Here is an 18,876-nt window from a genome sequence, read left to right as displayed (position 1 = left end):
ACTCACCCAGTTCGAGCATGCAGGCCGTTACTGAGAAAACCTCAATGGCCGGCGCCGGTGGTGGCGTCGCGGACAAGCTAGGCAACAAATACGAGTTGGCCTGGGCCATCCGTCACGCTCTGTTCTGCATCCAGGACGAGCGCCGCAGTCTCACGCTCGAAGAGATCGACCCTGAGCTGGCTGCCGGCTCGGAGTTCACCTACGTCAACGAGCACGGCGACATCGCGGTGACCCAGGTGAAGCGCCAGAACAACATTACCGATCACTGGACGATCGCAGCTCTCAGAGGTCGCGGCGTCTTGGCGGCAGCTGCTCACCACGTTGCCGCTGGGCGTGAGTTCCATTTCAGTTCGATGACTCCGAGCGGGGCACTTCGGGTCATGGCTGAGCGGTCACGGCAATCGGCGGATGCACAGCAGTTCGTCAAGCATCAGCTCACACAGAAGTTGGGAGAAACCTTCGATGAGCTGACCGCGGCGGATGTCTTCGGAAGTTCTGAGGGGGCTTGGCAGACCCTGCGCGGTATGTGGATCGAGATCGAGGTCGAAGAGCAGCTAGTCATGACCAACGCCATGCTCGCTGATGTGAGCTTGGAGGGCGCCGCAGGCCACCTCATTGCGACAGCGATTGGCGCCGTCCTACTCGATAATCTCCAAAAGCGTCTGACTCGACGCGAGCTCCTCGCCAGTCTCGCCCGCAAGGGCATCACGGCGCGCGACTCGGTGGCACAACGCACCTCCCACGAGCAGGTCGTAGCGACGACCCAGAGTTGGCGAGGCACGATCGAGCGCGAGCTACTCACGCCGCCGATCAATAGAACAGAGGCTGCAGACCTCGTCGAACTGATGGAAAGTACCCGTCTGGCACTCGTAGTCGGGGGTGGCGGTGCCGGCAAGAGTTCTGTGCTTTACCAGGCTGCGCGCGAGTTCGAGGCACAGGACGCCGAGGTATTGGCGTTCCGGCTTGACCGCCGTGGCGCCTTCGGTTCGACCGTCGAACTGGGCATTCAGCTGGGCTTCTCGACCTCTCCGGTTGCGGCGCTGCGACAGGCGGCAGACGGCCGCGACGCCTTTCTGATCATCGATCAACTCGACGCCGTATCGCTAGCGTCCGGACGCCTCTCGGAGCGCTACGACGTCATCGCCGATCTCATTCAAGAAGCAACGGCGGTTGACGGGGTGCGCGTCATCTTGGCCTGCCGACTATTCGACGTCGAGAACGACCACCGCATCCGCAAACTCGATGCGCGGAACGATGTCGAGCGCCTGACCGTTGAGCCGCTATCTGACGAAGCGGCGGCGGACGCTGTCTCAGCCATGGGCCTCGATCCCGGCTTGCTCACGGCTACGCAACGTGCACTCCTCAGATCACCGCTCAACCTCGTCCTGCTCGAGACGATCGCCGACCAGCCAGGTGCCCTGAACTTCACCTCCCGAGGATCGCTCTTCGAGGCATTCTGGCAGCGCAAAGAACAGACCTCCGAGGAACGACGGCCTGGAACGTTGTTCAACGACGTGCTGGCCCGGATCGCCAACTCCGCGAGCGACAACCAGACGTTGTCCGTCCCCGTCGAGATCCTCGGTCCTGGCGACTTCATCAAACACGCGCGGGTTCTCGCCTCCGAACAGGTCATCGCAATCGAAGACGACCGGGTCTCCTTCTTTCACGAGACATTTTTCGACTTCACATTCGCCCGCCAGTGGCTGTCACGACACCAGTCGATGGTCGAATTCCTTTGCGCCCAGGAGCAAGAACTATTCCGACGCGCGCAGGTGCGGCAGATCCTCGAGCTTCTCCGGGAGCGAGATCCCGATCGATTCCGGACGGAGGTCGAGGCGGTCCTCAGCAGCGCAGATGTTCGCTTCCACATTAAGGAGACGGTGCTCGCCGTCTTCGCGAACGTCAGTACCCCGACGCTCAAGGATGTCGAACTTGTGCTGCGCCTTGCCGACAGGGAATCCACGCCCACGAAACGGCTATTTCTGCAGCTCGCACGTCCTACGTGGTTCGGCCCGTTCTACGCCCAGGGACACATCGAACGGTGGCTCGACAGCGACGACGCCGCACTACGCGACAGGAGCGTCAACTGGATGGGCAACGCCGGCGCCGAGCATTGCGCCGAGGTGGCTGACCTCTTGAGCGCGCGGAACCAGTCACCCGACTATGTCGTGTGGCTCCGTTCGGTGACCTGGCGCGCCGACCTACACCTCAACCGGCAGCTGTTCGAACTGTTGCTAAACGCAATCCGGGCCGGCGAGATCAACCCAGCCGATCAGGACGTCTGGCTTTCGGCACACAAGCTTGCGGAACGCCAGCCACTCTGGGCGATCGAGATGCTCACGGCCTGCTTTGTTGAGAGTCCATCTGCTCTGGCGCTCGGTGCCGACGGCAAGGTAGCCCTCCTTGGCATTCATGGGTACGGCGCTACTGAGATGATCGAGGCAGCATCCAAAGCAGAGCCGCAAGCGTTCGCCGAGGCGTTCGTGCCGCATCTACTCGCAGTCATGGAGGCCACGCACTACGACCGCCACGAGCAAGACCTTCTTCGCGACCGGCACTTCAGCCTGAGACTTCGCGCGGAGTCGGGGTACGGCGACGTCGATGACACGTTGTACAACGGTGTGGCGGACGCGCTCGGAGAGTGGGCGCAGAGGTCGCCGGAGACCATCGAGCCGGTGCTGCAGCTTCTGGCCGCTAACGAGCACGACGCCGCGCAGTCGTTGTTGTATCGCGCTCTGATTGCTGGTGGTGTGACCTTTGCCCCGTGGGCAGCTGAGCTGATTCTCCAAGGCGGCAACCGCCTGCAAGCGGGCTACCTATCCGATTCGCACTGGCTCTCGCGCGAGGTCGTTGAGGCCATAGCGCCGATTGTGAGCGATGAGGTCCACCTGCAGTTAGAAGAGCAGTTCCGAGACCTTCCTGCGCCATACCGATCTTCCGACCTCCATTACCGGCTTCGGTCGTTCGGCTACACTGCCTTCAACTTCCTGTCAGCGCTCGACCGCAGGCGGCTATCACCGTTGGGACTTCGACGGCTGCAGGAGTATCAGCGCAAGTTCGACCGCGATTTGCCCGAGCCACCGACCGGAATCATCACCTACACGGTCGGGTCGCCGATTGGTGGCCCAGCCACAGGCAAGATGAGCAACGCGCAGTGGCTGCAGGCGCTGGCAAAGCACGACAACGACGACCGCGACTTCGGCAGCGAGGTAGGCGGTGCTCGCGAGTTGGCCCAGCAGCTGAAGGCGCGCACGGCTGAGAATCCTCTTCGATTCGCTGGATTGGCCATGCAGTTAACGCCCGAGACCCACGCGGCCTATCCCGCTGCAATCCTGGGGGGCTTCGGAGAAGCAGATATTCCCGAGGAAGCGCAGCACGCTATCTTCGACGCGATCCGTCACCTCATGAGCCTCGGCCTCGACAACTGTGACCGCTGGCTTGGCTGGGCGGTCCGTCACCTCTATGACGAGACACCCTTCGACATCTTTGAGATGGTCCTAGACCGGGCGCTGCACGCTCCCGACCCCGTCGATAACTCGCCCGTCTTCGTACGCCGAGACGACCACCAACCCGGACGTGACTTGTTCCAGAACGGATTCAATACCGCGCGAGGAAGCTTGGCTGAGTCGCTCGGCGACCTCCTGGTCCACGACCCTGATGGCACGCGTACCGAACTCGTGGCCCCACACCTCGACGAGCTGGCGAGCGATCCAGTACTGAGCGTCCGCGCTTGTGTCGCCCATACCATCGCTGCCTGCCTACGGCATGCACGGCCAGCGGCCTATGCAGCCTTCCAACGTCTTATCGACGCCGACGATCTCTTGCTCGCCTCGGACAAGTTGGACGACCTGATGATCTACATCGGCAACGCCGATCCAGAAATGGTCGATCCCGTCATTGATCGCATGCTCAGCTCAACAGATGCCGAGGTCCGGAGGGCAGGGGGCCGCATGGCGGCATTCGCCGCGCTGCAATGGGGGCGCACAGCGCTAATGGAACGAGCCCTGGCCAGCGATGTGGAAGTTCGAGGCGGCCTGGCTGAGGTCTGCGCCGCAAGGGTTGATCGGTCCGCCGATTCAGAACTCGTGCTGTCCACTCTGCGCCGCCTGATGCATGACGAGGACGATGAGGTTCGGAAGAAGGTTGGCACCCTGGCTGGTCACCTGCGTGGAGACGACCTGCGCCCTTACGCCGAATTCCTCGCTGACTTGATCGCGTCACCAAGCTACGTACACGCAACCCCGCAACTGCTCATCACGCTGCAGGAAGCGCCGGACAAGGTCGACGATCTCGTCGACCTCGCTGCACACCACTTTCTTGACATCCATGGCGAAGACGTGGCCGATATCAGGACGGGCGCTGCCGGGGAAGCTCATTACATCTCGGATCTGGTGGTCCGTGGGTTGGCACAGACTCGCGACCGAGGGCGCATCACGGCGCTACTCGATCTCCTTGATCGCCTGCTCGAACTCGGTGTCTACGGAGTCGATCGAGCAATTGATGAAGCCGTGCGCAACTAGCCGTTGCGGGTCATGACGTCATAGACACTGGGTCGAGTGAGGTCGCAGGTCACGTCGCCGAGACTATGCCACAGCGGCGGGGTCATTGATCAAGGAACCGGTTTCTGGATGAAACGGTGGACACCAGGAGCAATGATCAGAACCTGTGGATCCCGGGAGGGCGCGCCTTCCCGGAAGATGATCTGCAAGGAAGGCACTGTCACGTTGTTGGGAGTGCACGGTTCCAACGCCGGTCAGGAGCTGTTGGAGTGGGTGGTGGTGCCCGGGGGTGGCCGGCGTCAGGCGGCTGCGGGACAGCCGGTGATCTGCTGCCAGGTGGCGAACCGCTCGGTCATCTCGTCTCGATAGGCATCGACGGTGAGGCGGTGGCGACGGGGCCGGAAGCGGGGTGAGACGCCGCTGAACGCGGACAGGAAGCGTTGCGCGTGCCCCGGTGAGGTGAAGCGCTTCATCGCGCGTTCGCGCTGGCGGGTCGGTTGGTGGGAGTTCTCGGCCCGGTTGTTGAGGCCCTTGTGGGAGCGGTGCTCCACCGAGGGGATGACCTGGCGGTGGGCGGCGCCGTAGGAGCGGAGCTTGTCGGTGACCACCACGCGTGGCACGTACTCCAGGTTCTTCAGGAGCCGACGGAAGAACCGCTTCGCCGCCTTCGCGTCGCGCCTGGGCTGGACCAGGATGTCCAGCACGTTCCCGTCCTGGTCAACAGCCCTCCACAGGTAGTGGATCTCCCCGTTGATTCTGATGAAGACCTCGTCCAGGTGCCACTTGTCCCCGGGCCGGGGGCGTCGACGACGCAGCCCATTGGCGTAGGCCTGCCCGAACTTGGCGCACCAGCGGCGGACCGTCTCGTACGAGACGACGACACCGCGTTCGAGCATCAGTTCCTCGACCTCGCGGAACGACAGCGGGAAACGGAAGTACAGCCACACGCAGTGCGAGATGATCTCGACCGGGTATCGGTGCCCCTTGTAGGACGGAGGTGCACACTCCACGGTCAGGTCCTCCCCGATTGATCAACCCGAAGAGCATCCCACGCCGCCCGCCAACGTGACAGTGCCTCCATCTGTGTTTGGCGGTCGATCACATCGACTCCGGCTGGTCGAGTATCTCAATCCGGACCGCCTGTGGGCGATCGTGCTCCGAGGCGCCTTGAACATCAACAACCAGAGCGGCCCACCCGAGGTGGCAGGATTGGCCCCCACAGAAACGGCGAGACCAGACCCCGAAAACCCGACCCAGTGTCCCGATGCGCGTCAACATCGATAGATCAGTTCCGGCACCGACGGCTGGAGATTGGAGGAACTCATGTCACTGGTCTATCGCGCGATGTGGCAGGACGATCGGAAAGATCTGTGCGATGTTGCGTTCGCAGAGTTCAAGGATTGGGTGGAATCCAAGTACTCGGAGCAACTGTCCATACCCACGAGCGGGCGGACTGACGCTCTGGTCGACCGTAACGGCAAGTGTATCAGTCTGGATGTCTCGGTGGAGCGTGCGTCGAACGGAAACGAAGGCACGCTGGACACGCTCCGTGCCGTTCTGACCGAGGATGACGAGGATGAGGTCCGGCGGCAGACCACCCTTCGCGTTTGGAGGCAAGCACGCGAATCTATCGACCGAGCCTCCGATGGCTGGATCTGGATCGACAATTCCGTCGTCGGAGAAGCAATTGATCTCAAAACATATTCCCCAGCAGCGCCGAAGCTGACAAGGAATCTACTCGAGAAATCTCCGAATGCGCGCATTGATGGTTTTCCGATCATGCCGAAAGCCCAGTACTATCAGGGCAGTGCAAAAGGTGAAGAGTTAGCGCATATTGTCTCAGAATTTGATCGGAAGTTACCTATCGTCGTATTTGCTGCCGATAACACCAGGTTCGAAGCATTCGGCGGGCAAGGGTACACCTTCGATTCGATCGTGGAGCGAGCTTCGGCTCACGTGGCGGGCATCGCCCACATCGCGGTTGTCGACAAGGCTGCAGCGACCGCATTCAATCTCGCGTTGGGAGACAGCCACGGAGTCTGGGACGGAGCCTTCCGCGTCTACGTCAAGGGCGTAGACCCGGCGACGGAGAACGACGCATGGCGACACCGTTACGTCACGGCGGACCGGTACATGGGTTATCGTTCGAGCGCTGCGAATATTTTGGGCAGGATGCTCAGTTCCATGTCGGCGGTACGGCGCCCTCCCCCCAGTTTCTCCCGAGCAAAAGCGCTTCTCGATGAGTCTCGTGGCGACGGGAAGAACGTCGCAGAACTGTACGAAATTCTCTCGGAGGACTACGAGAAGGCCCGCGAAGAAGTTATTTCGTTGCGCCGCGAGGTCGATGAGCTACGCGAACAGGACATGGGCAGGATAATCCAGATGGAGGATCTTCTGGATGAGCAAGACCGGGTGAGAAGCCTGGCCGAAGGCATTCAGCGTCGACTTGACCACGCCATTCACACTTTGATCCACGACGGTGTCGGCGACGCGTTCATGGAAGACGACACCACCGGGGAATTCATTCCCCGGAAAGTGACTTCTGCCGCCGAAGCAGTCCATCAGGCTCATCTGTACCTGAGCGACCATTTGACCATACATCCGCGGGCACTGCGGGATGCGCAGGATATGGATGCAGACAATGCGGGCTCAACTTGGGCGCACAGTGCATGGAACGCATTCCGCGCCTTGCATGCATACGCAAGCAGTCTGTCCAGCGGAAAGAAGAAGTACGATTTTGAATACTGGTGCCAAAGCTCGAACCATCCACTGACATGGCCGACCAACCGACTTTCGATGCATGAATCGAACAAACTCAAATCAGACCAAAGTCTATGGAAACATAGATATCTCCCCGTGAGCGTCGAGTTTGATCCCTCGGGGTGTCGTTACATGGAGGCTCACATCAAGATAGTTTCGACAGGGGGACCCATGATTCCGAGAATATATTTCGACGTCGATTACGGCAAATGCAAAGTCCATATCGGGTATTTCGGCCCACACAAGCACATGCCGAACACCCGCACGAACTAAAAAATTTCGCGGGCGTTACCCATAGGCCTCAGCTTTCCCGGAAAGGGTTTGGATTCAGTCACTTTCCCCGGCGTCCCGCGCACGAGTATGCCTTCGACTGGATGGTCGACCATCCGTTGTACACCAAGGCGGTACGCGAGCACACCGCGCCCGCTCGGGTCGACTTCGAGAAGGGGATGCTGCGGTTCACGAACTTCGGTGTCAAATTCGCCAGGACGGTTCTGCCGCCCAACGCACGGGCACTCGACGGAGAAGTCGTTAATCCCGCCTCGCCGAGCACACCCCCTGTCGAGTGACGACGATGGAACAGAATCATCGACCCTTGACAAACAACGCCCTGTGACCTGCACCGGCAGAAGAGGGCGACGGTTGACATAAGAGAGACTTATCGGCCGGGAAATTCTGCAACCATATGGCTACGATGTCTTTTCCCTTTCTGAGGGCCTGGCCTTGCTCGTCGTCGCTGTACTTGTGTGGTGAAGAAGTTCGGCAACAACAATCGACTCGGGTAGTGGACGGCCGGGTAGGCGGTCACTGAGGAAATCAATTAGGTCATCGGTATCTATCGAATATCCCGGCATGGAAATCACATACGAAACGAGAGCCGCCTCGCCGACCGCATTCTTCTTCACCACAGTGACCGCTTCTTCTACCGCTCGGTGTGCAACCAACGCCTCATCGATCTCCCCTAGGTCGATCCGCGCCCCGCGAACCTTGACCTGAAAGTCGTCAACACGACCGAGATATTCGATCGAACCGTCGGACGTCCAGCGAGTGAAATTGCCGGTCCGGTACATTCGCTCGCCGATAGTGGCCGGATTCGCTACGAACCGCTCTGCGGTTGCGGAGACTTGACCGTGATAGCCCCGGGCTAGTTGAGTGCCCGCCAGGTACAACTCACCGGTGCTGCCGACGGGGACGGGTCTCAGTGTCGAATCGAGGATCAGCGCACTTGTCCCGCGTATCGGCTCACCGATCGCGAGGGTTGAACCCGGAGCGAGTGGAGCGCTGATCACACTCGCTGGCGCCTCGACCGGTCCATAACTCGCGGTGACTTTGCGACGTCCCCAGGCGTCGGTAGCCGCCCACTTCGAGATCAGTTCTGGTTGAATCGTAGCGCCGGGAGCGATGATTACCCTGAGGGTGTCCAAACCGCTTGGGTCAATGTATCGAAGCAGGGGCGGCTCCATCCATGCATGGGTAACCCGCCCGTCTCGAAGGATCTGTTGCAGTTTGTCGATCTTTCCAGGGAGGCCGGGGTGCGGCGCGACTATCATCCGTGCACTCGCACCAATGGCAAGCAGCATTTCCAGTACCGCGACATCGGAAACCGGAGATGCGTGGAGTAATACCCGCGAATCGACGGTGGTCTCGTACCGCTGACACAGCTCGTAGCTGAGGTTCACCAGCGCGTCGTGTGTAAGTACGACACCCCGAGGCGGGCCCAATGAGCCAGATGGATACAGCACGCATGCGGCGTTGCTCGCTCGAACCGGCACCTGCTCATTACTGAGTGCACCCGATGACATCGACGCCATTAGGTCCACCACGGAGAGGTCATCGATAATCAGCCATTCGACTGAATCAGGTAGCAATTCCCGCGCCGCAGCTATCGTCACACCAGCTGACACACCAGAATCAGACAGTAGGTACGCGATCTCTTCGTCTGTATACATCACATCGACAGGTACGGTTGCAGAGCCGGCCCGCCATACAGCCCAGTTTGCAATTACGAAGTCCACCGAGGGCGGGATTGCGACAGCCACGCGATGCTCAGCTCCACACCCCCGCTCGACCAGCAGCCGCGCCAGGTGATATGCGCGTTCATCCAGCTGGGAGTGCAGCAGTTCGACTACCCCATCCGATACCGCGATACCGTTCGGGTTGAGACTAACCGCCTCTTGGAGCAGTCCCGGTAGCGTACTTTCGCGCTGTGGCGCGCCGACCCCGTTTTCGCGGACTCCGGAAGTACTGGCACTGCCACTTGTGTCCACTGTAAGGATCGAAGTGTCCCGTCTACGGAGTGCCCGCTCCCGTTGGATCGCAAGATCGGCTTCGGAGGTAGCCAAGATCTTCTCGATTGCCGGCGAAACCGGCTTGTTGGCTCGATCGGCAAGTTTCTTGGCCAGCTCGGCGGAGCGCTTCGCGGCTCTGGCATAGCGCTCGGGGCTTAGGCTGTCGATCTGTTCGCGCAACGCCTTCATTGGGGAACCTCCCTGGTGTTACGCCAAGTGTGCACAGTTTCGCTTCGACGTGCATGTCTCAAGTGGTTAGGTGCTGCGGTCAGTCGTGGCAAGTTCCTCGCCGACGACCTGTGCAAACTCGCGGATCGCGTCCCGCAAGGTTGCATCGCCGTAGGTCTCGGCGTCATCGGCGAGACGGTCCGTGAGCTCAAGAACGACTTCGATAGGAAACAGCCGAGCCTGCGAGTCCGCAGTCGGCATAGTCCGATCGACCAGCCAGGTAAATCGAGTCCAGCAGCGCTCAAGCGCCTTCGTTTCCTCGACGTCGCTTCTCTCATCCTCATGGTGAGTGTCACTCTGCTTGAGCGTCTCGCGGGTGCCCGTGAGTGTCCGCTTGCTCGCGAGATGCTGACCAAATAGCGCGAGAGCGCCTCCGGCCAGCGCCGCCGCGCCTCCGAAACCCGGTGAGTAGAAGAAGCTCTTGAAAGTCAGCTCCGCAGCATTCGAAGCCTGCTGAGCAGTGATCAGCATCAAGTCCACAGAACATCATGATTCACGAGCCGTGGGGCAAAGACGAACGAATCCTGTCGCCTGCCATGAGCATGGGATCGTCCTGGCCTGATTTCTGCCACTCTCAGAGTCCGCCCAGGCTGCGGGGTTGCAGCGCAGCGACGGTGTCGAGGCCCTCGACGACGGGCTGATCGGCGCGGTGATCGAGGCGGTGCGCCCGGCCCGACCGAACGGGCACGGTTCCGCCTGGGACGGCTGCTGGGTTCGAGGACCAGATCAGGTCAAGTCCCGTGAGGTGGTGTACGACGTCGTCGCGTGATTTGTGAGTGTGTTGCTAGCGGACATGCCAACCTCCCTGTAGGCAGACACGTTCTTCCCTGCTGACGGACAGTTGATCTCCCTGTCCGTGACCGTGGGACCGGCGGTGTGTCGGTCCTGAACCAGACGCCCCTGACGGGGTTTTGCTCGAGGTCTTCGACCACCACCGAGCGACTCCCACCGGAGGGACGCATGAAGAAGTCTGACAGGGACATCATGGAAATTCTCGAGGCCTACGACGCCACCGGCAACGCGCACTCGGCCGCGCAGCTCGCCGGGGTGGATCCGAAAACCGTCCGACGCTACGTCGCCGCCCGGGACGCCGGTATGCCGGTGACCGGCCCGGCGCGGCGGCCGCGCATCATCGACGACTACCTCCCCAAGATCGAGGAGTGGGTCGAACGCAGCAAGGGCCGGGTCCGCGCCGACATCGTCCACGAACGACTCGTCGAGCTCGGCTTCGACGGCACCGAACGCACCACCCGCCGGGCCGTGGCGCAGGCGAAGACGGCGTGGCGGGCCGGACACCGGCGCACCTACCGGCCGTGGCTCACCGAACCCGGGTTGTGGATGCAGTTCGACTGGGGCGCCGGCCCGAAGGTGCCCGGACCGGGCGGGATCGTGCGCTCGACGCTACTGTTCTGCGCCTGGCTGGCACCCGGTCCCCGCGCATCCGTCCCAGCACGACCACCGGCAGATCGACGAGGGTGAACGCCAGCCGGGGCAGGTCGTAGCCGGCGTCGAAGATCAGAGGGCGCGATCGTGTTGGCCGTCGATGTCAGTGCCTGGCTGCGCCCGGACGCCCCGACGAGTCCGCAGCGGTCGTTCTGCCACGTCTACGGCCGCGGCAAGGGACAGGCGCAACTGATCCCCGGCTGGCAGTACTCGTTCGTCGCCGCGCTCGAACCGGGCCGCACCTCGTGGACGGCGGTGCTCGACGCGGTGCGCCTGCACCCCGACGACGACCCGACCGCCGTGACCGCCACCCAGATCCGGAACGTCGTCGGACGTTTGCGGGCGGCCGGCCACCACCGAGACGACGACCCGGACATCCTGTGAGAGGATACATACCGTCTGTATCACTTGGGGGATTTGCACTTGCAGGAATGCCAGCGCCCCGCCCGCCGCCGTGCCCGGTGAACGCCGTTTAGCAAGAACGCACTGGTGACGCGGTAGTCCTCGGAGTCGGCAACCTCACCTCGCCCGCTATTCGTCCAGTCCAGAACCGCCCCGCGTAGTTCCTCATGGCTGAAGCTGAAGCTGAAGCCGAAGCCGAAGCTGATGGCGGGAGGAGCCGGGTGGGATGTGATTGGACTTCCCGGCTTGAGTCGTTACTTTTGGTATACGGTGCTTCCTGCTTCGGGGCGGGTGGTACTGACCAACTTCGCGAAGCAATGCTCGGGACCCAAGCCGTTCTCTCGGCACCATCTGTTCGCATCTTCCCCGGTCACAAAGGTGATGCCAACTATGGTGACCCACCAGTTTCCCTCAGTGAACGTGCTCCAGTCACCGGTCCACACGAGCGTCGCTTGCGGAAAGCGAAGTCGAAGCGCCATGTGCTCACGAAGGATTTCGGAGTCGGTCCACGATATGCCCTCGGCGAACAGTCCTGGTCGTTTCGAGCTTATTTGCGGCACCCACCGGTCGACAAGGTTCCGCCGGATGTCTTGACGGTCGGTGTCGGCGATGGACCGCAAACCCTCTCGTGCGGCAGCGTCGGAGCGCCGTCCTTCCGGCGAGGAGGCCGCCGCTTGATCGATGATGCGGGAATCTCCGGCCACGACAATGCCATTGACTGCATGCGAAGCACCGTCGGCCAGCGTGGTCACTGAGAGTGACGACACGGCAATGTCCTCCGGTACCTGCCAATAGCTACCTGGCAAGAACCTGAACTGCGTTTGAACACTTCCTCCGTCAGGAGGCAGGGCGAGGGGCGTCTGCGAAAGGTCGAACGCGGCGGCCGCCACATCTGAACCGTTCTCGGTAACCGCAAGAAGGAAAGAGTCATTTGACAGTACGTCGCCCTCCGCACATGAAGCGGTCAGCTGCAGCGTGAGAATAAGTCCAGTGTCGTCGGTTCGAGTTCGGACCACTTTGGCCACAGGATCGTTCGAGCATGGACCCACAGCCGCGGTTATAGGGGGATTTGGGGCATCCCCTCCACTGCTGTTTGCGGTCGACTCGGCCACCGGACTTCGCCCGTATTGGTAAGCGACAAGTGCGGTCAGAATAACAGCCAAGATGAGAAGCCCAACAAGGGCAAGTCGGCGCTTGGTGGCTTGTGATCGTTGCGTGCGTGGAGCTGGTATCTCCTCTTCGACCCGAGGTGGCCACCCGCGCTCTGCGGCTTGCAAGTGCTGCATGCGTGGAGTTGATATCTCCGCCTTTAAACGCGGTGCTTCCCCGGTCGTGGAAGGGGGTGCTGACCTACCGCCTTCTAACTTTGCGATGCTGTGAGGCTCGCCGGGAGTGGCGAACTGATGGTGGGTGTAGGTGGCCAAGGCCCATGCATCAGCAGCGAGTGCTTGCGCGGACGGCGTCGGCTGGGCGGGGTACCTTTGGCAGAGCACCGCAGTATCCTCGACTGCATCCAATTCGTAGCGGCCGAACGATCGAGTACGCACCTCGTCGGGAACACATTCGTCCTTGTCGAGCGGGGTCATCAACCCGAACGATTCCGAGTTGTATGGACTAAAGAACACGGCGAGGGTTGGTCCGGCAGCCACGGCGACGTCGGTCGTGAAGACGCCGTTTCCTACTGAGGCCCATCCATCGTCGACCAGGTCGGCCGCCAGCTGCAATGGCACTGCCAAATCGTCGGCCGGTCGTTGTTCGGCGAACGCAGCCAGCTCCCACAACGGCACAACATGCGCGCTGGCCAGGATGCTGGCCACCTCCGCCGGCATTCTCGCGCCGACCGTTCCGATGCCCCACCGCGTCGGCGGGGGCAACGCCGACATCGGCATAAGCACGTCATGCATAAAGTCGCCGCCACTTGCCGCGAAGTAGGCGATCACCGAACCCTGCGGACCCTCGAAACCGATCCATGGACGGTCGTCATGGCCCGCCAGGAAACCGATTCCGTGGGGCCGGACTACCGTATCTCCGAATATCGGGGCATCCTGAAGTAGCAGCCGGGCGAGCTGCTCCAACGACAGATTCCCAAACGACAGGATTGTTATCCCGCACGCCTTGAACAGGTCGTAGGCCAGCTGCATCGGGTTGTTCTCGTCAAGACCCGGATCCGGCAACCTGGCCGTGGCATCGCCGGAAGGGGGTGTCGCTCCGGCCGCACCGATGATCCTCGCCATGTGCGTTGGATCTTTGGTGTCCCGATCGAAAAAGCCCTTGCGGACCGCGTCGGCCAACAGCTCAGGAATCCGGTCGGTCATAAGTTGCGCCAGTTTGTCGTTGGCCACCGCTCCGAAGGCACCGCAGGTGCTGAGGTAGTCCGACAGCAGCGCTGAGCTGTAATCGGACCGACTTAGTACAATCTGGAGATCTGACCAACTCAAGTCATAAGGCTTCGAGCAGAAGTCCTCCTTGAGCACCGCCTCGGTGACCTCCTGCGCCCGCCGCCGCATCGCGGCGACATCCACATCGTCTTCACTGCGGCCTGCCAGCTTCAATGCCGAAGCGACCAACTCGCCGTATTCCGGAACACGATGGTCCATGTGTCGGCGCCAATTCGCGGCCACGATCGGATGGCTTCTGAGCTTTTCTTGACGACTCGGACCGAATATGCCCATCCGGAACCCTCCCTCCGCATTCGTCGCAGCGGGGCCCCGCCGGCGGGACGATTCCATACCTCGACTCGTTGTTTCTTATCGCGCGGCGACGAGTAATCCGTTTATTGAAATATATTTTTTAGAAGACGTCTTATGGTTGCATCTTCCGGTGCTGTCGCTGTTGCGTTTCACTCACGGAAACGCGCGAATCGAGGTCATCCGATGCTGAATGATTTGCGAGTGGAGGTAAGCGCAACCCGCCTCAAACAGCTAATACGCATTAGGTGCTCTATTTCTTCCAGTAGCCACCACATTTGGGGCATACTTGTCCGGTATTCCTGCATACGCTACAAGTTCCGCCGGAACGATTGGGGCTTCCTTTGCAGGCCTGGCAGGTTAATAGTGGGACGAAGTGCTTCTCGCATTGCAACATTATCTAGTTTCCTTCCCAAAATTCACTTCTTGAACTCAAAGGTTGCTTTCACCTGACCGGTGAGCCGACTGGCTGAATTGATCATCTGAGGCATACTCGTAATAGTGCTTTGACTCCATGATGAGCTCGGCGATCAATCAACCTTTGGTGGTCGGAAGATCTACATAGGTAGGTGTGGTGTGCCGACTTCGGGCGGTCTGCTCGCTAGCTCGACTAGCCCGTTCGGTTTCGACTGTGCAAGGACTGTGCAAGTTTGCCGGTAGGCTGCTTCGGTGGTAGTCATCTGAACCTCGACCCGTTACCGTGTCCCGATACTTTGGCGTGTGATGGTGTCCGATGCCGTCGGTTGACCGGCCGCACGTCCCACCGCACCTCACTGCGTGGCACGTAATAACGACCACGCTCTCCGTTCGCGCTTCACGGGATCGTCCCCCGGCGCCGATCTCCGAACAGTTCTCATTATCGCAGGATAGAAACCTGACTGGTCGGATTTGCGGAATTCTTGCGGCTAGCTAGGCCGGAAGCTCTGCCAGCGCCGTCCCGACCTGAACGATCGGCGATCACTTCCCTGTGTACGGTGCATGAGGTTTTCTCGTGTGCCATGAACGGGCTGGTACGTGAATCTGAGGTGACCGGCAGGGCGAAGCCACCCGGCGCAGCCGGGTCGGGGGATTTGGTCCGGCGTTCGAGGGGTGCGCAACTCGTCCACGAGTGCATCCGCGTCGACCTGGCTGCGTGCCATGTTCACTACGAGGGCATTGTCGGGCAATTTCGCCAGAACGGAGCCACGGCATCTCCCGTTCGGCCGTTACGTCCAATTATGTTGCATCGAAGGATAATTGGTGGATAATCGTGCTTATCTATCATCTCAGCCTGGATCTGGCAGGCGGTGCACCTGCGTCCCGGCTCGATGGGGCGTCGACAGACGCGGACCCGCAGTCCTGATCGTCCAGCGAGCCGAAACGAACATCCCGCCAGAACTCGCGCAGCGGAGTCGGCGAGGCGTGCTGATCCCGCTCCCGTAGCGCTGCTACGTACCAGGCCGCGCCGACGTCCTGCTCGAGGACTTGCGCACCGTGCTGGACGGCCTGTAGTCGCTCTCGAGGTGTCCACTGAGGACTGCTACTACCGGAAGCGATGGTAGAGATGACGATCGACGAGCCGGTTACGGCCGCAGAGAACAAGCAGCGGCCTGCCGGTACCGTGTTCCAGGCACAGCCTGTGGACCGGTGCGGTAATCAGGCTCTTCCGGAAATGGAGTGCGCTTGAAGGCGAAGTGAGGTGTTCGGTGCCGTCGGTGTCGTTGACGTAAGGCGGGCCCCAGGTGGCAGATGATGAAGGTTCCTACACCGAATCGTCATCCACACCCGGGAGCCCTGTGTCCGAGCCTACTTGCCTGGCCGCCTCGATCGTCGCCGACACGATCATGCGCACGATCGAACTCGGTGTGACGATCACCGACGCCGCCCTCGACGACGAGGTCACCGTGGTGTTCTGCGATCTGCTGGTCGACGGACCCGGCCGGTGCCCGGGCTGCAGCCAGGCAGGGACGTACCGGGACACGATCGTGCGCACCGTGACGGATCTGCCGGTGGTCGGCCACCCGCTCCAGTTGCGGGTGCGGGTGCCCCGCTACCGGTGCGAGAGCGCCTCGTGTGAGCGGGAGGTGTTCGGCGCACAACACCGATCGTCTGGCTCGTCCCGGCGGGTCGACCACCCGACGCTGTGCCCGGCACATCCTGCGCCGGTTGATGATCGACCGCACTTCGGTGGCCGCGATCGCCCGCGAGCTCGGCCTGTCGTGGGACACGGTCAACGCGATCGCCGTCGAGGCCACCACCGGGCTGCTCGCCGCCGATCCCGCCCGGCTCGATTCGGTGCGGGTGATCGGGGTCGACGAGCACCGATGGGCGCACACCCGCCGGGCGGCCGGCGACGGGTATGTCACCGTGATCGTGGACCTGACGCCGGTGTTCGACGGCACCGGGCCGGCCCGTCTGCTCGATCTGGTGGCAGGCCGGTCCTCGGCGGTGCTCGCGACCTGGCTCGACCGGCAGAGCGCCGCGTTCCGGGACCGGATCGAGGTGGTCGCCATGGACGGGTTCGGCGGCTACAAACATGCCGCGACCAGCCACGTTCCCGATGCGGTGACGGTGATGGACCCGTTCCACGTTGTCGCCCTCGCCGGTGCCAAGCTGGATCTGTGCCGTCAGCGCATCCAGCAGCACACCTGTGGGCACCGCGGCCGTGCGGGCGATCCGCTCTACGGCGTCCGCCGCGCCGCCCGCACCCGGCAGGAGTTGCTCAGCGACCGGCAACGCCGCCGCCTCGAGTCGGTGTTCGCCGAGGATCGGCATCTGCCGTTCGCGGTGACGTGGCGGGTCTACCAGGACGTCATCGACGCCTACGCCGACCACGACCGTCGGCGTGGCAAGAAGCGGTTGATCCGGGTCATCGACGCGATCCGCTCCGGTGTCCCGGACGGTCTCGAGGAACTCGCCCAACTCGGGCGAACCTTGCACCGGAGACGTGCCGATGTGCTGGCCTACTTCGAGTACCGGGCCTCGAACGGACCCACCGAGGCGATCAACGGCCGGCTCGAAGCACTGCGCCGACACGCTCTCGGATTCCGCAACTTACTGCACTACCGAATCCGGTCACTGCTGCACTGCGGCAACCTCACCCACGCGATCGATGCACTCTAGATCCGGAACAGCCGGTAATCACCACCTGCCACGCCGCTTCGATCACCTGTCGTCGACAACTTCGACCATGACCGAAGACGGACCCTCGTTTTCCGAGGTCGTCGATGGTATGTGGGATGAGGGGTGGGAGTGTCAGCTTTCCGGTGGATCCGGTTCTGGCGCATCGGTTTAGTTCTCACTCGGGGTGATCCGGCCCTCGAACGTGATAGCGAAAGCGTTCAGTGCCGGCTTCCACCTCGTTGCCCATCGTGCTCTTCCCTTCCCTGTCGGGTCCAGGGCCCGGGTCGCCAAATACAGACACTTCAACGCGGCTTGCTCATTGGGGAAATGTCCGCGGGCCCGGGTCGCCCGGCGGTATCGCGCGTTGATGCTCTCGATCGCGTTGGTGCTGCAGATGACGCGTCTGATCTCGGGGTCGTAATCGAGGAACGGTACGAATTCGCTCCAGGCGCTGCGCCACAACCGGATGATCGTCGGGTATCGCGAGCTCCATTTCGCGGCGAACTCGTCGAACCGCTCGCCGGCCGCGGCCTCGTTGGCTGCGGTGTAGATCGGCCGCAGATCGCGGCTCATCTCATCCCAGTATCTGCGTGACGCGTAGCGGAAGGTGTTGCGCAGCAGATGGATCACACACGTCTGGACGATCGCCTGCTCCCACACGGTGGTGATGGCCTCAGGCAAGCCTTTGAGTCCGTCACACACCACGATGCACACGTCACCGGTGCCGCGGTTCTTGATCTCGGTCAGGACGGCGAGCCAGAACTTTGCGCCCTCGCCGCCGTCGCCGGCCCACAACCCCAGGATGTCGCGGTGCCCGTCCACGGTCACGCCGATCGCGACGTAGACGGGCCGATTGGTGACCTGCCCGTCGCGAATTTTGACGTGGATGGCGTCGATGAAGAGCACCGGATACACCGGGTCGAGCGGCCGGGCCGACCATTCGGCCATTTCGGCGAGCACCTTGTCGGTGATCTTGCTGATCGTCTCCTTCGACACCGTGGCGCCGTAGACGTCGTCGAAGTGGGCGGCGATCTCACCGGTGGTCAGACCCTTCGCCGACAGCGACAAGATGATCTCGTCGACCCCGGTCAGGCGCCGCTGACGTTTCTTGACGATCTGGGGGTCGAACGAGGCATCAGTGTCTCGCGGGACTTGGATCTGCACCGGGCCGATCTCGGTCAGCACGGTCTTGGTGCGCCGGCCGTTGCGGGAATTCCCGCTGTTGCGGCCTTCGACCTGGTGTTTCTCGTAGCCGAGGTGCTCGTCCATTTCCGCTTCGAGGGCGGTTTCGAGCACGGTGGCGGTGAGTTGGTTGAGTAGTCCGTTCGGGCCGACCAGCTCGACGCCGTCGGCTTTGGCCTGGGCGAGCAGTTGTTGCGCCAGCTGTTGGGGATCGATCTTCGGCTGATCCATGGGATCGAGTGTTTCGGTCATGATCGTGCCTTCTCGCCAAGCAAGCTCGGCGTG

General features: G+C 61.9%; 8 protein-coding genes and 3 pseudogenes. 6 read left to right on the top strand and 5 right to left on the bottom strand.

Features of this window, described 5'->3' with window-relative positions; genetic code table 11:
• Positions 1–17 precede the first annotated feature (17 nt).
• A complete protein-coding gene (locus tag QYS60_RS21315) occupies positions 18–4,520 on the top strand; it encodes a hypothetical protein (protein ID WP_371384206.1) in 4,503 nt (1,500 codons plus the stop codon).
• Between the two features lie 278 nt (positions 4,521–4,798).
• On the opposite strand, the gene QYS60_RS21310 is transcribed toward QYS60_RS21315, so the two are convergent.
• Positions 4,799–5,515: an IS6 family transposase gene (locus tag QYS60_RS21310; RefSeq protein ID WP_371384210.1), complete on the bottom strand. Its 717-nt coding sequence runs from the start codon at positions 5,513–5,515 to the stop codon at positions 4,799–4,801.
• Between the two features lie 307 nt (positions 5,516–5,822).
• Between QYS60_RS21310 and QYS60_RS21305 the strand changes: the two genes are divergently transcribed.
• Positions 5,823–7,532, top strand: coding sequence for a hypothetical protein (locus QYS60_RS21305; protein WP_371384205.1), 1,710 nt, complete (start codon positions 5,823–5,825; stop codon positions 7,530–7,532).
• A gap of 416 nt (positions 7,533–7,948) precedes the next feature.
• Here the strand turns inward: QYS60_RS21305 and QYS60_RS21300 are convergent, their stop codons facing one another.
• Together QYS60_RS21300 and QYS60_RS21295 are read right to left on the bottom strand one after the other, a co-directional pair.
• Positions 7,949–9,736 carry an AMP-binding protein gene (locus tag QYS60_RS21300; RefSeq protein ID WP_371384204.1) on the bottom strand — a complete coding sequence of 596 codons (1,788 nt, stop codon included), beginning with the start codon at positions 9,734–9,736 and terminating at the stop codon, positions 7,949–7,951.
• 66 nt (positions 9,737–9,802) lie between these two features.
• Complete coding sequence (locus QYS60_RS21295) at positions 9,803–10,255, bottom strand: hypothetical protein (RefSeq protein ID WP_371384203.1); 453 nt, start codon at positions 10,253–10,255, stop codon at positions 9,803–9,805.
• A gap of 118 nt (positions 10,256–10,373) precedes the next feature.
• Between QYS60_RS21295 and QYS60_RS21290 the strand changes: the two genes are divergently transcribed.
• The 3 genes and pseudogenes from QYS60_RS21290 to QYS60_RS21280 all read left to right on the top strand — a co-directional run.
• Positions 10,374–10,544: a hypothetical protein gene (locus QYS60_RS21290; protein ID WP_371384202.1), complete on the top strand. Its 171-nt coding sequence runs from the start codon at positions 10,374–10,376 to the stop codon at positions 10,542–10,544.
• 191 nt (positions 10,545–10,735) lie between these two features.
• Positions 10,736–11,200 (top strand): annotated as a pseudogene (locus QYS60_RS21285) (IS21 family transposase); the annotation flags it as partial.
• Positions 11,201–11,296: 96 nt separating this feature from the next.
• Positions 11,297–11,599, top strand: a pseudogene (locus QYS60_RS21280) (transposase); the annotation flags it as partial.
• Between the two features lie 275 nt (positions 11,600–11,874).
• Here QYS60_RS21280 and QYS60_RS21275 read toward each other — a convergent pair.
• Entirely contained in the window at positions 11,875–14,292 is a 2,418-nt protein-coding gene (locus QYS60_RS21275; RefSeq protein WP_371384201.1) for a hypothetical protein, read from the bottom strand.
• Between the two features lie 1,838 nt (positions 14,293–16,130).
• Here QYS60_RS21275 and QYS60_RS21270 point away from each other — a divergent pair.
• Positions 16,131–17,409: pseudogene (locus tag QYS60_RS21270) on the top strand (ISL3 family transposase).
• A 168-nt stretch (positions 17,410–17,577) separates the two neighbouring features.
• Here QYS60_RS21270 and QYS60_RS21265 read toward each other — a convergent pair.
• Complete coding sequence (locus QYS60_RS21265; protein WP_371384200.1) at positions 17,578–18,843, bottom strand: IS256 family transposase; 1,266 nt, start codon at positions 18,841–18,843, stop codon at positions 17,578–17,580.
• Positions 18,844–18,876: the final 33 nt, after the last annotated feature.

Source organism: Rhodococcus sp. GXMU-t2271 (genome assembly GCF_041414735.1).
Classification (GTDB): Bacteria; Actinomycetota; Actinomycetes; order Mycobacteriales; family Mycobacteriaceae; genus Rhodococcus; species Rhodococcus indonesiensis.
Note: the sequence above shows the minus strand (reverse complement) of the source record. Positions and strands in the feature narration are given on the sequence as shown.